14 protein-coding genes and 4 pseudogenes are annotated in these 13,796 nt (G+C 68.3%); 10 read left to right on the top strand and 8 right to left on the bottom strand.

Going from position 1 to position 13,796, the window contains the following annotated elements; all coding sequences use genetic code 11:
* Window positions 1-433: 433 nt before the first annotated feature.
* Window positions 434-1,632, top strand: a protein-coding gene (locus OG522_RS36905) for an IS3 family transposase (RefSeq protein ID WP_443074806.1) whose coding sequence is annotated in 2 segments (ribosomal slippage) — window positions 434-719 and window positions 719-1,632 — 1,200 coding nt in all. Because the reading frame shifts where the segments join, the coding sequence is not laid out codon by codon here.
* A gap of 96 nt (window positions 1,633-1,728) precedes the next feature.
* Here OG522_RS36905 and OG522_RS36900 read toward each other — a convergent pair.
* Window positions 1,729-3,249 (bottom strand): FAD-dependent oxidoreductase, encoded by a 1,521-nt coding sequence (locus tag OG522_RS36900; RefSeq protein WP_329467364.1) that lies wholly within the window; start codon window positions 3,247-3,249, stop codon window positions 1,729-1,731.
* 607 nt (window positions 3,250-3,856) lie between these two features.
* Window positions 3,857-4,582, bottom strand: a complete 726-nt coding sequence (locus tag OG522_RS36895) for an SGNH/GDSL hydrolase family protein (RefSeq protein WP_329467363.1) — start codon at window positions 4,580-4,582, stop codon at window positions 3,857-3,859.
* 571 nt (window positions 4,583-5,153) lie between these two features.
* Here OG522_RS36895 and OG522_RS36890 point away from each other — a divergent pair.
* Window positions 5,154-5,579, top strand: coding sequence for a hypothetical protein (locus OG522_RS36890; RefSeq protein WP_329467362.1), 426 nt, complete (start codon window positions 5,154-5,156; stop codon window positions 5,577-5,579).
* A complete protein-coding gene (locus OG522_RS41415; RefSeq protein ID WP_443074805.1) occupies window positions 5,552-6,337 on the top strand; it encodes a DUF6236 family protein in 786 nt (261 codons plus the stop codon). The genes OG522_RS36890 and OG522_RS41415 overlap by 28 nt, the downstream gene beginning before the upstream one ends.
* A gap of 163 nt (window positions 6,338-6,500) precedes the next feature.
* On the opposite strand, the gene OG522_RS36885 is transcribed toward OG522_RS41415, so the two are convergent.
* From OG522_RS36885 to OG522_RS36870, 5 genes and pseudogenes are all read right to left on the bottom strand, one after another.
* Entirely contained in the window at window positions 6,501-7,055 is a 555-nt protein-coding gene (locus tag OG522_RS36885) for a dihydrofolate reductase family protein (protein ID WP_329467361.1), read from the bottom strand.
* A gap of 95 nt (window positions 7,056-7,150) precedes the next feature.
* Window positions 7,151-7,786 carry a helix-turn-helix domain-containing protein gene (locus OG522_RS36880; protein ID WP_443074804.1) on the bottom strand — a complete coding sequence of 212 codons (636 nt, stop codon included), beginning with the start codon at window positions 7,784-7,786 and terminating at the stop codon, window positions 7,151-7,153.
* Window positions 7,787-8,150: 364 nt separating this feature from the next.
* Window positions 8,151-8,534, bottom strand: a pseudogene (locus OG522_RS36875) (NADPH-dependent F420 reductase); the annotation flags it as partial.
* A 609-nt stretch (window positions 8,535-9,143) separates the two neighbouring features.
* Window positions 9,144-9,527, bottom strand: a complete 384-nt coding sequence (locus OG522_RS41410) for a ribosomal protein L7/L12 (RefSeq protein WP_443074863.1) — start codon at window positions 9,525-9,527, stop codon at window positions 9,144-9,146.
* A gap of 352 nt (window positions 9,528-9,879) precedes the next feature.
* Window positions 9,880-10,227, bottom strand: a pseudogene (locus OG522_RS36870) (transposase family protein); the annotation flags it as partial.
* Between the two features lie 14 nt (window positions 10,228-10,241).
* Here OG522_RS36870 and OG522_RS36865 point away from each other — a divergent pair.
* The 6 genes and pseudogenes from OG522_RS36865 to OG522_RS36840 all read left to right on the top strand — a co-directional run bounded on the left by OG522_RS36865 (window position 10,242) and on the right by OG522_RS36840 (window position 12,861).
* A complete protein-coding gene (locus OG522_RS36865) occupies window positions 10,242-10,568 on the top strand; it encodes an AMP-binding enzyme (protein ID WP_329467359.1) in 327 nt (108 codons plus the stop codon).
* Window positions 10,559-10,948, top strand: coding sequence for a phosphopantetheine-binding protein (locus tag OG522_RS36860; protein WP_329467358.1), 390 nt, complete (start codon window positions 10,559-10,561; stop codon window positions 10,946-10,948). The genes OG522_RS36865 and OG522_RS36860 overlap by 10 nt, the downstream gene beginning before the upstream one ends.
* Window positions 10,949-11,076: 128 nt before the next feature.
* Window positions 11,077-11,286: an MbtH family protein gene (locus OG522_RS36855; RefSeq protein ID WP_329467357.1), complete on the top strand. Its 210-nt coding sequence runs from the start codon at window positions 11,077-11,079 to the stop codon at window positions 11,284-11,286.
* A 178-nt stretch (window positions 11,287-11,464) separates the two neighbouring features.
* Window positions 11,465-12,169 (top strand): methionyl-tRNA formyltransferase, encoded by a 705-nt coding sequence (locus tag OG522_RS36850; protein ID WP_329467356.1) that lies wholly within the window; start codon window positions 11,465-11,467, stop codon window positions 12,167-12,169.
* Between the two features lie 139 nt (window positions 12,170-12,308).
* Window positions 12,309-12,578 (top strand): annotated as a pseudogene (locus OG522_RS36845) (transposase); the annotation flags it as partial.
* Window positions 12,526-12,861 carry a hypothetical protein gene (locus OG522_RS36840; protein WP_329467904.1) on the top strand — a complete coding sequence of 112 codons (336 nt, stop codon included), beginning with the start codon at window positions 12,526-12,528 and terminating at the stop codon, window positions 12,859-12,861. The pseudogene OG522_RS36845 and the gene OG522_RS36840, both read left to right, overlap by 53 nt.
* A gap of 34 nt (window positions 12,862-12,895) precedes the next feature.
* Here OG522_RS36840 and OG522_RS36835 read toward each other — a convergent pair whose 3' ends face one another.
* Window positions 12,896-13,417 (bottom strand): NUDIX hydrolase, encoded by a 522-nt coding sequence (locus OG522_RS36835; protein ID WP_329467355.1) that lies wholly within the window; start codon window positions 13,415-13,417, stop codon window positions 12,896-12,898.
* A gap of 183 nt (window positions 13,418-13,600) precedes the next feature.
* On the opposite strand from OG522_RS36835, the pseudogene OG522_RS36830 reads away from it, so the two are divergent.
* Window positions 13,601-13,768: pseudogene (locus OG522_RS36830) on the top strand (site-specific integrase); the annotation flags it as partial.
* Window positions 13,769-13,796: the final 28 nt, after the last annotated feature.

Raw genomic sequence — 13,796 nt, 5'->3', positions numbered from 1 at the left:
TCCGATTCCAGACCCTATAGAGGTTTTTCCTCAGGTCCTTCTCGAAGTCTTCGATGCTTTGCCCGTCCACGCCGGGTGCGAGACGTGGGCTTCGTATTCGCGTCGGGAGCCTCCCAGCCCAAGTGAAGGGCCTTCACCGGACCGCCGCAGGCCACTACGCCGGAAACCGCTGAAGATTCGGCGTCGTGAAGCTCTGAAGGCCACAGCCCTGCGAGGTTTGGACGGCTCCGCAGGGCGATCTTCAAAACCAAGCTTTATTGAAGATGCGACAGACGTCCAGGCTGCCCTGAGGACGGCGAGGCTGGCTTTTGGGGCCTTGCTCCCGGCGGATCGGCCGCGAGGGCGACCAGAGCTGCGTCAAAAGCGGGCCCTGCCCCCGCGTCCTGGACACCGTAGACACTGGATCTTGAGGATCTGGGAGAACGGAGTCCCTGTGGGGATGAAGCACTATCCGCCGGAGTTCAAGGCGGACGCGGTCGCGCTGTACCGCTCACGGCCGGGAGCGACGATCAAGTCGGTCGCCGCCGATCTGGGGGTCAGCACCGAGACGCTGCGCAACTGGATACGGGCCGCCGACGGACGGCGTCCGGGCTCGCACTCGGCGCCCCGGACGGCCGTGCCGGCCTCGGACTCGGCGGAGGTGACCGCCTTGCGTAAGCGGGTCCGTGAACTCGAAGAAGAGCGGGACATCCTGCGCAAGGCGGCCCGGTATTTCGCGACGGAGACGCGCTGGTGAACCGCTTCCAGTTCGTTGAAGATCACCAGCGCCGGCACGGCGTGAAGCGGCTGTGCACCGTCTTGGGCATCGCCCGCTCGAGCTTCTACTACTGGCGCAAGACCGCCCCGGACCGAGCCAACCGCCAGGCGGCCGACGCGAAGCTCGCCGCGAGGATACGCGCCGTGCACCGGGAATCGGACGGCACCTACGGCGTCCCGAGGATCACCGCCGAACTCCGTGAGGACGGCGAGCGGGTCAACCACAAGCGCATCGCCCGCGTCATGCGCACGATCGACCTGGCCGGCGTCCGCATTCGCCGCCGCCACCGCACCACGGTCCCGGACCCGGCCGCCGCGAAGGCCCCGGACCGGATCGGCCGCGACTTCACCGCGACCGAGGTGAACACCAAGTACGTCGGCGACATCACGTACTTGAGCGTCGGCGGCGGGAAGTTCTGCTATCTCGCGACCGTGATCGATCTCGCGTCACGGCGTCTGGCGGGCTGGGCACTCGCCGACCACATGCGCACCGAGCTGGTCATCGACGCCCTGGCCGCTGCCGAGCGGACCCGGGGCAGCCTCAAAGGCGCCATCATGCACACCGATCACGGAGCTCAATACACGAGCAGGGCCTTCGCCGACGCCTGCCACCGCGCGGGCGTGCTCCAGAGCATGAGCGCCGTGGGCAGCTCGGCGGACAACGCCGCCGCTGAGAGCTTCAACGCGACCTTCAAAAGGGAGACGTTGAAAGGTCGAAAGAGCTGGCCAAGCGAGCGCGAGGCTCGTCTCGACGCATTCCGCTGGCTCCACCGATACAACACCCGACGGCGACACTCCCGCCTCGGACACCGCAGCCCCATCGCCTACGAGACAGCCACCGCAACAACATCAACTACGCTGACCGAAGCCGCATAAGCCCGTGTCCAGGACGCGGGGTCAAGGCCCAGCAGCAGCGTGCTTCTCATTGCCCCCGCAGCGCCCACAGGACCGAATAGGAGGCGAGGTCACTGCTCAGGCCACCGGGCTGCCGAACCAGAAGCCGGTGGCCTGGTCGAACCCTGCTCGATCAAAGTCGCGTTCGCCTGCCCAGGCGACGATGCCGTCAGGCCGGACCAGTACGGCGTCGAGTCCGAGGTCCGTGCGGGCCGGCCCGGCGACGTAGCGGACCCGCTTGTCCCAGCCCTTCACCGCATCGTGCAGGCGGCGGTCGGAGGTGAAGTCGAGAACAACGCCTTGTCCTTCCGGCATCAGGTCGCCGAGGCGGGTCCCGTCCTCAAGACGAAGGTCCGGGGTGTTGCGGCCGACCAGCGGCTGCTCGCTGCCGAGGTCGTAGCGAACCGACGAGCCGGACATTTTCTCGAACACGTAGGTTGTTCCGTCGCGGGTCCCGATCAGGTCGCGGATCAGTGTCTGAACCGCCTGGCTGTGTGGGTCCGGCTTCATGGTCGCTACCTGGGCGCGCGTCCAGTCGAGCACCCATGCGCCGATCGGATGGCGTTCGCGGGTGTAGGTGTCGAGCAGCCCGTCCGGTGCGTACCCGTGCACGGTCGCCGCGAGCTTCCAACCCAGGTTCAGGGCGTCGCCGATGCCGGTGTTGAGTCCCTGGCCGCCGAGGGGCGAGTGGATGTGGGCGGCGTCGCCGGCGAGCAGGACGCGTCCGCGCCGGTAGGTCGTCGTCTGCTTGGCCCGGTCGGTGTAGCTGGAGGCTAGGTGGACCTCGCTCAGCGTCACGTCGGTGCCGGACACGCGCCGCAGAACCGCCTGGAGGTGTTCGCGACTCGGCGGCTGCGAACGGTCGAAGGCGCCCTCGTCGAACTCCATCACGCCGATGTGTCCTGGCACAGGTGTTTGCAGGTACATGCCCGTCGGTGTCGGGTTGAACCCGGGGCGCAGCTTCTCGGGATCGGCGACGGTGGCGAGCATGGTGTAGCCGGTGAACTGCGGCTCGGTACCGACGAATTCGAAGCCCGCCAGCCCGCGCACCGCACTGCGTCCACCGTCGCAACCGATGAGCCAACGCGCCGCGTACTCGTCCTGGTCGGCGTGTGCGACCACGTTCTCGTCGTTCTGAGTGACGGCTGAGATCCTGACGCCGCGCCTGATCTCCACACCGAGCTTGGTCGCCCGCTCGGCCAGCACGCTCTCGATGGCTTCGAGGCTGGTCATCACTCCTTCCATCGCTGGGCTGGGAAGCCGCAAGGGCAGGGCGGCAACGTCGATGTTCGCCGGATCGAGCACCATGCCGGCGAAGTGACCCGCCTGAGCAGGAGGTGCCGCCTCATCCGCATCGGGGTCTGCCCAGGGATAGTTGTCGATGCCCGACGCCTTCAGCAGGTCTTGCAGCATCCCTCGGCGGTAGAACGTCTCGACCGACGCGGGAGACAAGCCCCGCAGCCCGAGCGGGAGTGCCCTCCACGGGGAGCGCAGTTGCGGCTCCTGCTCAAGTACCAAGACGGAACAGTCGGCGAGGCCGAGCTCGCACGCGAGGAACAGGCCGACCGGGCCGGCGCCCACGATCACTACGTCATGCACGAAGATCACCCTTTCAAGGCGGACGTATGGCCGAGTGGGTACCCGGCCGGTCCTCTGGAAAGGTGTCAAATTCCACCGACAATCCACCGACACCGAACCGACAGCCCTCATCGGTGATCAGCACCACGGCATGTGAGCCCTCGACTCCAGGCCGACGCAGACCATCCGCGGGGCCCGCTCTTTCACCTCGGCATCTGACCATGCTCAATGGCGGCCGTCTGACCTTTCTCCAGCGGTAGTTGTGCCCCAACAGGAGTGTTCGCTGACCCAGGGCCGCACCGTGCCTCATCTCACGTCGCTCGTCGAGAAGCACGTGGTCACCATGTAAAGGGCCCTGCACCGGCTCCCTGAGAGCGGAGGTTCGAGGCACTGGCGGGGAGTGGCCGACCAGGGTGTGGCCGCGTGTGGTGGCGCAGGCGGCGAAGATGCCGATCTGGCGGCTCTCGGTGCGGCGGGCTGCTCGACCAGGTCCGTGCCGACGCCCGTGCAGCAGACAGCGAACCGGGAACCGGTGCGACGGCGACCAACCCGGAGCGGACGGTGTTCCCGTTCCGCGCGGATGCCGGCATGCTCGTACCGGCGAGAGCTCAGCCCAGTCGGGCGGAGATCAGGTCGGCCACGGCCGCCATGCCCTGCGGTTTCGGGTGGTAGGGCGTGCGGAGGGGACGTCGTACTTCCCCACCCATGGGGTGGACGAGCAGGCGTTGTGGTTGGCGCTGGCGCCGGCCGCGTCGACCACGGTGGCCTGTTGGTCGGCGGCCGCCTGCTGGGTGGCTGACAGCAGGCGCGCGGCGACCTTCCGCTCGAATCCGGCCTGTGCCGTGGTCAGCGGCACTCCGGAGCAGCCGTCACTGGCCGGCAGGACCGTGAGGTATTCGACCAGGAGCACCTGCGCCTTCGGTGCGTGCCGGTGTACCGCCGCGACCACGTCGCCGATCTTGGTGTGCACGGTGCTGAGCGCCGCGTCGATGGCGCGCTGGTCGACGGTGCCACAGTGAGGACGGTGGGTGTTCTGGCAGGAGTAGACAGACAGGCTGCCCAGGTAATCCACGTCATTGCCGCCGACAGTGACGGTGACCAGGCGGGTGTCGGCGGTGAGCGCCGAGATCTGCGGAGGCTTGCCGTGCTGGCCGGTGGTAAGGATGTTCGCGGTGGTGGCGCCGCTGCAGGTGACGTCGGTCAGCGCGAGGCCGAAGCGGTCCGCGACCTTGCTGGCGTAGTTGCGGGCGGAGCGCCCGCACGTCGCGGGGCTGCCTGGCTTGGTGGGAGTGATGCCTGGGCCCCTCGCTCCGTTACCGCAGGAGGCCCGACACCGCCGAACCGCTTTGCCCACCCGCCCAGCAGGGGCTCCGACTGGGCATCCCGAAAACGTGCTTCGACGTCGCTCACCCTCGGCGGGCGCAACGGGGGCCAAGGCCGCCTCCCGGCAGGACAGTTCACGGACACGTGTGCCGCAGACGGAGACCGGGCGACCAGCTCATCCCCTCTGGAGCGGCACCAGCGGTCCTTCCATCGCATCGGCCGCGGCGATCAGCGGCATCCCCGCACCCGTCACACCACTCGGCGATCTCGTCGAAAGCCTCGGCGCGCCCTGTGACGACCCCGCCCGCGGAACGCCTGCCCTGCCGGACAGCCCAACGACAGGTGCTCAGCCACACCGGGATCTGGCCCCTGCCGCCCCCTTCATGCCCACACCGACGGACTTGTCTCGGTGTTTTCCACGACACCATTCTGTGCGTCGCTTTTCTGACGCTTCCTCACAACGATTCGAACGGTGGCCTGATGGTCTGTCGCAGTTGGCCCGGTGTGTTCTCGCGAAAGGCTGGTGACCGGCCCTTACGCCGTATACGTGAGCCAGACTGGGCACAGGAAGACGAAGGGAGCAGCCGGCAGCCGGAGGGGTAATGGCATCGATCGCTCTGTACTACCCGTGGATGCATTTCCAGGACACCGACTGGCTCACGTTGGCGCTGCTGTCATGGGAGAGGGTCGTCAGGCTCCGTCCTCGCACCGTCGATGATCGCGACAGCGAGGTGGTTCGCGAGATCCGTGGGGAGAGTGATCTGCTGCGGGAGATCACTCCGAGCAGGCGCGATCTGGAGACCGTGGCTGATGCCTCCTTCGAGATCCTGGGGTACGAGGACCTGGCCCGGGAGCTGAACGTCCTGCGCTTACGGACAGCGGATCCCACGCTCTGTGTCGCTGAGGACTTCACCCCGCCGCCCAGCCAACGTCTGAGAGAGCCCGGGCATGGCATCATCCGGCGCTGCTGTGGATCTACTGCGGCGGAACCGGCACCAAGATGTCGTTCGCACTGCGGCACCAATTGATCGAGGCGGGCCTGGCCGTCCAAGTCGACGAGCATGATCCCTGGGTCGGCCTCCACCCCAGGCTGGGCACCGTTTGCCTCACCGCTCTGGCGGACACCGTCGCCCGTCACAACACACTGTCGCCCGTGACCGACGACCCGGGGATGCACCACGCGGTGGGCGCTCTTGACCGCCTCGCCGATCTGATCGATCTCCCTGTGACCCCGGCCCTCCAGGACACCCGGGCCGCATACGCCCAGCTCTCGCTCCGCGCGGTGATCCGACCCGAGAGGATCGCGAGCGTGCCCGTGGTACGGCTGCTGAGCTTCCGGCAGAGGTACGCGTCCGAGCTCGCGGCCTTTCACACACACATCGGCTCGCTGGCAGCCGAGCTCGAACAGATCGCCGCTGTCGAGAACTCCGAGAGCCCAAGCCCATCTGCAGGCGCTCCACGAGCGGACCACCAAACCGCGACTGGACGAACTACGCCGTGCGCTGCGCGCGTTCGGTGTCGAGTCGACGGTGGGCACGTTGGGGTTGAAGGTGGACCTCGGGGCCGTCTCCGGCACCGTCCTGGGCACCTTGGCTGTCTCAGGCGGCCACCCAGCCATGGGAGCCGGGGCCGTCGCGCTCAGTGTCGTTCCGTATATCGCGGGCCGTCTGAAAGCCCGCCAGCTACACAGAACGCAATCTCCCGTCGCCTATCTGCTCGCCGCGGAACAGATGTCGAGGCGGTCGCGGCTGGGCATTCGCGTCTGACTCCACACCCGGCCGTCTGACTCCACACCCAACCCGTCTGACTCTCACCCGGCCCGGCTGGCTGGGTCCTCGTCGGAGGTCATGACGTGCCGCGACGGCGGAGTCAGGCCCGGTCCGCCTCGACATGGACAGGCGGCTCGATCCGCTGCCCGTCCATGTACCCGGCCCGCTTTGACGCAGTGGTCAGCGCGTCGGACGGTAGGTCGCGATAATCACTCCGCTGCTGGTCGGCTGAGCGCTGACCAGCTCCAGCTTCTTCAGGGTGGCGTCGTCGGCGAACAGCTTTTTACGGCCCTCGCCGGCCACCACCGGGTGGATCAGCAGCACCAGTTCGTCCAGCAGGTCCTGCTCCAGAAGCGAGCGCACCAGGGTCGGGCTGCCCGCGACGGTGATGTCCTTCCCCTCCCCCGCCTTGAGCTCTTCGATGGCGGCCGTCAGATCGCCATTGATGAGCGTGCTGTTCACCCAGTCGTCCACGCTGTCCAGCGTGGAGGAGACGACGTACTTGGGCGAGTCGTTGATCCACTTGGCGAAGCCCGCGTCCTCGCCGTCGGTCACCGTCGGCCAGTACCCCGCCCATTCGGTGAAGGTCACCCGGCCCAGCAGAATCGTGTCCGCCGTCTCCAGCGTCTTTCCCAGCGCCGCGCCCATCTCCTCGTCGAAAGCGAACTGCCACTCGTTCGGCGACTGGGCGACACCGTCGAGCGAGACGAACAGACCCGAAACGACCTTGCGCATGATTCCTCCGTGATGTGTTCGGGGCCTCTGCCCGGTCCCGGCTCACTAGCGGTCCGGCCTGAGCGGGCCGACCCCCGTCGGCTACGTCAGGAAGACTATGCGGGCAGCGGGGAGGAGGGCTTGTACAGAAGCGACAGTGGCTCCGCGCCGTCCGGGGCGCTCAGCTGAGTGGCGGTCCGGCCGATGAACCGGGTCAAGGACCGCGCCAGGTGCGGCTGGTCGAAGTAGCCCAGCCGGTGCACGACGTCTTGCGCGGGCGCCCCCTCCTGGAGCAGTACCGCCGCCTCGCGGGCCCGGTGGATCTGCCGGACGGCTCCCTGCGTGAGGCCCGTTGCCGCGAGGAAACGCCGCTGGAGGGTCCGCTCGGAGACATTGGGGGCCGCGCTGCCGAGCACCGCGGGCACGATCGGGTCGCAGTCCACGATGCCCTCACGCACCATGCGCCGTACGAACGCCTCCGCGTTGTCGTAGTCGGGCACGTGCCAGGCGGAACCCTTCAACCACACGGAGTGCCGCGTCACGTCGGGTATCTCCGCACTGCTCCCCACCAGTTGGCTGATCGGCACGTGCGGCATCGAGGTACCGAGAGCGAAGCTGATGCCGAAGAACGTGGCGTCTTTGGGAACGGGAGCCGGACAGGCCCTGGGCTCCGGGCCCAGCACGGCCGCCTGCACCTGGCCCTCGTGCTCCCAGAAGACGAGCTCCCAGTGCGACGCCGCGACCGACGTCATCCGGCCAACTCCACTGCTGCGGCTGCGCCACACCCTCTCGATGTACGGCAACTCCGACGGCCGACTCTCGATCACCAGACCCACCCGACGCCCCCGTTCACCACCGCCCAAGCCGCCAGTGTGCCACGCCACGCGCAGACAGCCGAAGGTCCGTACGAGGTGCGCGGGAGGGGCCGCACGGATCAGCCCGAACGCGGTCGGCGGCCCGATCGATACCCCGTTGTGCGTCGCTGGGGCGGGCTCACGAGTTCAACTTTCCCGACCGGCGGCCCTCTGGAGTCCTGGGCCCGTTCGCCCAGGGTGGTCGTCGGCGACGTGGACCTTCGCAGTCAGGCCGCCGTGAGCGGTGCGCCGCGCGTGCGGGTCAGCGGGCGATCGATATCGCGAAGGGCGTGAATCCGCTGGAGCGGATGACGTGCGGTACGAACAGGATCGCGGCCTCCGTGGCGCGGGCGGTCCGGATTCCGCCGAGGTCGGTGATCCATTCTTCGCGTCAGCCGAGGTCGGTGAGCAGTTCACGGACGGTCTGCTTGGCCCCCGGGTCCTCGCCGGAGAGGAAGGCATTGGGCGCCTGGGCAAGCATGGCCGGGGCGGTCATCACCGGGAAGAGCATGGTGTTGAGTGTCTTGACGACGCGCGTTTCGGGGAGCGCTTCCTGGAGTTGCTCGGCGAGGCTTGAGCCGGGATAGATCAGGTCGGCGGGCAGCCTGCCCGGTCCATCGACGGTGGCGTTGGAGACGCCGATGAGGCCCTCGCGCGCCACGGCCGCTCCGTCCCGGACGGTCGCGATGTGCTGCCTAACGATGCCCGCCAAGTCGGGACACCCGGGCAAGGACGCCGGTATCAGCATCCATCCGATCGCTTCTCGTAACCTCACGTGTCGAACCTCCGTTGAGGAACCTAGCGGGGTGATCGGATTCGGTCGACCTGCACTGGCCAGAAGTGCCCAGCCAGTCATGCTGTCCGGTCCAGTTGCCTCGGCTGCACCTGAAGGCCGGCCTTCTCCTCGCGAGCCCTGCGCAGGGTGGCGGCCTCGGTCGCCGCGGTCTGACGGCGGCGCTGTGCGCGGGCTTGCTCGATCGGAGCCGGCGCATCGTCCGGGACGACGTCGGTCTCATCGCGGTCCGCAGCGCGACCCGGGCCAAGTCGACCCTGGACACCTCGCCGCCGCTCACGCTCGCCCCCAGGTGGTGCCCGAGGACCAAGCGGTGCGCGCCTGCCAGGCGCCGCGCTTCGTCGACCAGCTGGTGGCTGAACAGTCTCCTGGCCGACGTCTCGCCGTACTGGTCGATGTGGTCGAAGACGACGCTGTGGTCTTTCAATCCCCGCACCCGCCAGGCGCGGACCTGCTCACGGATCAGGTCCTCGAGGGCGAGCGGCTCGCGGGGCAGCCCGTCGGGGACAGGAAGGGCGATGAGCACGGCCCCGGGTCCACCGGACAGTCCTCCGGAGACATCACCCGCTCACACCACCGGCAGACCAAGTCAGCTCGCGCGCCAGCAGCGTTGAGGCGCCTCGACGCGGCCGCTGCGGCCGCGAACCATGTCCGGTCCACAACCGTCGTCGGGGCGGCTTCAAGCAGCTGCTTGCTTCGCCACGCGCTCAGCCCCGTCACTGACCGAACTGCCAGCACAAGGTTGAGTCCCTTGCTCCCGCTTGAGGTCAACCGCACGTCGAACTCTGGATCTTCCACAATCCCCCCATCGGATGCAGCCAGATCCTCTGGCGGACCGAACGCCATCACGGCGCATCGATTCATGCTGCCTAGATCCACTCTCGGGCATCAACCTCAATAGTTCAGAGAAGCCTGCGTCCGCTGCCCCATGCTGCACGTCAGTCCCAAGATGCTGCCCCGCCTCGCGGAACTGGAAGCTGACCTCCTCGACCGTCGAGCGCGCGCCGAAACTGAGGGCTGGATCGGCGAGATCGAAGGCATCGACCTCACCCTCACCTTCCTCCGCTCCAAGCGCGACGAAACACAACGGCGCACCCAGCGACCGCCCGTTGCCCTAGGCATCCCCACTCCACGCCTACCGAGGAGATGACCACGAGAGTCAGTACCGAAAGCTGGCCCGTCCCTCACTGAGCCGTTTTCATCCTGAATGGCTGCAGGTCAGCAGGGTGTGGACGGCTTGGACGATGGTGCCGATGCGGCGGGTGGAGCATCTGGCTCTCCGGAGCAGTCGCCAGGACTTCAGCAGGGCGAAGGCGCGTTCGCCGGGTGCCCGTAGGCGGGCGTGGTCGCGGTTGAACTGCTGGTAGTTGTCGGGCTGTTCGTGGTGGCGGTAGTACGGGGTGCGGACGGTGGCGCCGGCGCCCTGGTAGGCGCGGTCCGCAAGTACGAGGATCTGCCTGGTGAGGCAGGCTTGGACGATGCCGTGGGCACGCGCGGCGGTCAGGTCGTGGGTGCGTCCAGGCGTGGCCCGGGAAAACCAGGGGGCCGCCCGGCTCGCGGATGTACCGCACGGGTGACCTGGCCCACAGGCTCCCGGACGGCACGCTGGAGTTCACCGGCCGCAACGACGACCAGGTCAAGATCCGCGGGCACCGTATCGAGCCGGACGAGGTGCGGGCCGCCCTGGCCGCCCTCCCTGGCGTGGTGCAGGCCGCCGTGGTGGCCGGGCCGGACGGACGTAGCAGCAAGGAGCTCACCGGATACGCCGTGGGCTCGTCCAAGACCGGTGCACCTTTGGAGGGCGGCGCTCTGCGCGACGCGCTGGCCCGGGTGCTGCCGGACTTCATGCTGCCCGCCCGGGTGATGGTCTGGACGGCATGCCGCTGACCGTCAACGGCAAGGTGGACCGCCGGGCCCTGCCCGAACCCCAGCGGACCCCGGCCCTGACCCGGGAGCCGCGCACGGCGACCGAGCGGGTGGTGACCGAGGCGTACGCCGACGTCCTGGGCCTGGAGCGGGTCGGCATCGACGACAACTTCTTCGACCTGGGCGGGCATTCGCTACTCGCGGCGCGCCTGCTCCAGCGCCTGCGGGAGCACTTCGGCCCCGCGGTCACGCTGGAGCAGGTGATGCGGCGGGCCACCCCAGCCGCCCTGGCCGCCACCCTCACCCCGCTGCCCGCGCCGTCGCCGGCACCGGCGGCGGCGGCGGACCCGGGCACCGCGCCGACCGGTCCCGGCGACGCCCCCGTACCCGCACGCGGCTGACCGAGGCCGGTCCCTGCCCGAAGCGGCAGGGACCCGCCACCGCCCTCGACGCCCTCCAGCGGCCCTTCCCCGACCGACCACAGCGCTGCCCGCGCGACGCATTGCGACTCCCCCACCTGAGGAGACCCATGAACCCGTTCGACGACCCCAACGGCACGTTCCTCGTGCTCGCCAACGAGGAGGACCAGCACAGCCTCTGGCCCGCCGACATCGCCGTCCCGGACGGCTGGCGCGAGGTGCACCCCCGCGCCGACCGGGCCACCTGCCTGGCCTGGACCGAGACCTCCTGGACCGACCTCCGGCTGCGTTCGCTGCGGGCAGCCGAGGCCGTTCGATGACCGCCCCGCACACACCACGGGCGACGACGCCGTGCGAACGGGACGCCCCCGCACTGCGTGTCGCCGTCGTCGCGGCTTTGCCGCAGACCGCTCCTCCACTGGTCGAGGCACTGCGCACCCTGGGACACCGGGTCCCGGTCGTGATCGGCTACCGGCGACCTGCGACTGGCCCGGGCACGTGCTCGGTGAGCACGACCTGCCACCGGGCGTGGACCTGGCTGTCCCCTCCCGCACGGAATCGGTTGCCGGGCTCCTGCGCGCCTACGCGGTGGACGTGGCCGTCAGCTATGGCTACCCGAGAAAGCTGCCCGCCGCCGCCGTGTCCGTCCCCCGCCTGGGGACGATCAACTGCCACCCCTCCGACCTGCCCTCCTACCGGGGCCCGAACCCCGTCGGATGGACCGTGCGCAACGGCGAACGCACGATCGGCGTGACCTGGCACCGGATGGACGCGGAGCTGGACACCGGATCCGTGCTGGCCCGCACGACGATCCCCCTGACCGACCAGGTCTGGTCCTTCACCGGCGTCAACACAAGGGTCCTGGAGGCCGCTTCAGGGATGCTGCCGCAGGTGCTGCGGCGACTGGTACGCGGGGACCGAGGCGAACCGCAGCCGCAGCGCGAGGGCACCTGGGCCGGATTCTTCTCGGAGGACTACGCCACGGTCGACTGGTCCACGAAAGCCACCCACATCCACACACAGGTACGCGCATGGAACATCGCAGGCCACCACCCCCGCGTACAGGGCCCGGTAGCGATGATCGACGGAACACGCTGGCGGCTGCGCCGCACCACACTCGAACAGCCACCGGCCGGCACCGGACGCCGCATCACGTGCGGCACCGGTGACCTATGGGTCCTGGCCGCCGACCCGCTGAACTAGCTTGATCTTTAACGACTGGGGTCGAATCGTGCCTCGAACTTGATCAATCGGTTCGGAAATCGGTGTACGTCAGAGCGGCCTTCGTCTGAACATGTGCTCCGACCAAGGAACACACATGTCCAGCACGAAGGCCGTGAGGATGAGTCTGTTGCATCACGATGCCCGACGAGAGCCGTTGGCTGAACTGTCATGCTTCCGGGGCGAGTTCTACTCCTGCCTCACCGCGCGTTCGGACGCATTGTACGAGGTGACCGATGCCGTTCTGTGCGGTGACGATCCGGTGAAGTCATTGGCCGAGCTGTCGCTGGTGGGTGAACGCCACCGAGGCCACGGCGGGCTGTATGCCGCGGTGGCCCGTGGACGCATCGACATCGACCGGCTGCGGCGGGCACTGGCGGCACTTCCGCGTCGAGTTCGAGCGACGGGTCCAGGCCCTGCAGGATGTCGGCGAGATCCCTGACCATCGCGAGGCCCAGATCGCCCGGCTCAAGACAGAGAACAGCAAGCTCCGGGAACGGCTGGCCGCATCGGAGCAGACCGTCACGGAGCTCGCCGACTTCCGCGGCCAGGCCCTGGCCCGGCTCGCCGCCCAGCACGAGGAGAGCGTCCGGCTCCGCGAAGCTGCCGCCGGGACCACCCAAGTCAGGCGCCTTCCAACACCACGAACCACAGTGATCGGGTCCTGCAGCTGAAATGCCCGACTCGACGAGACAACCGCATCGCCAATCACTCGGCTCCCAGTTCGCCTGCACCGCTGCCGGATCCGGACTCAAGGTATCGGCGCAGAGCTATCCGTCCTCCCGGAACGAAGAGCCGTTGATCGACGACCTCGCACAATTCGGCCTCTGTCAGCCAGCCCTGCCAGGCGATCTCGCCCGGGTCCGGGATCAGGGGTTCAGTCACGACAGCCTCATGCACCCCAAACCACACGGGGCTGGTCCCCTCCCGGCAAAGGAACTTGAACATGAAGCGCACGGGCACACGAACGCCCAGCTCTTCGGACAGTTCCCGGGCTGCGGCTTCCTCATACGACTCACCCTCGTTCACGGCGCCACCGACCATCACGTCGTAGTAGCCAGGGAACCGGGAATGCGTCTCGGACCGTCGCAGCACCAAGATCCGCCCTGCCCGATCACGGCAGATCGTCGTCGCAATGCGATGCGGCCAGTGCTGACGCTCCGCCTCGCCTCGTTCGACGACTCCCAACACGCGGTCCTGCTCATCTACATGCTCCACCAATTCGCCCACGGAGGCACGATCTCAGTCCTTACTGACAGCGAGGCCCCAGGAACACGAAAGAGAGTGACCTGCATCACGGGAGGTCCTGCGGAATACAACACAGCCGACCATCTGCGTCGCGGAAGCCGCCTCTGCGATCGGACCTGCTCAATCGCCACACGGAGTCATCCGCACACGGCCTCTGCGGACACAAGGCACACCGCCCTGACTCACCTCGGTGAGCAGGGCGCCTCGCTGCTGATGCTCATGGCCAAGTCCCGGCACAAGAAGCCGGAGAACCTCCGCCGCTACTTCAAGCCCTCGGACGAGGCAATCGCCGAAGTCACCAGCCCGCTCGCACCCGGCGACGCCCGGCGTTGATCCAGCCAGTCAGCTGGGACGCCGGCCC

The organism is Streptomyces sp. NBC_01431 (assembly GCF_036231355.1).
Classification (GTDB): domain Bacteria; phylum Actinomycetota; class Actinomycetes; order Streptomycetales; family Streptomycetaceae; genus Streptomyces.
This window is presented reverse-complemented; position numbering and strand designations above follow the sequence as displayed.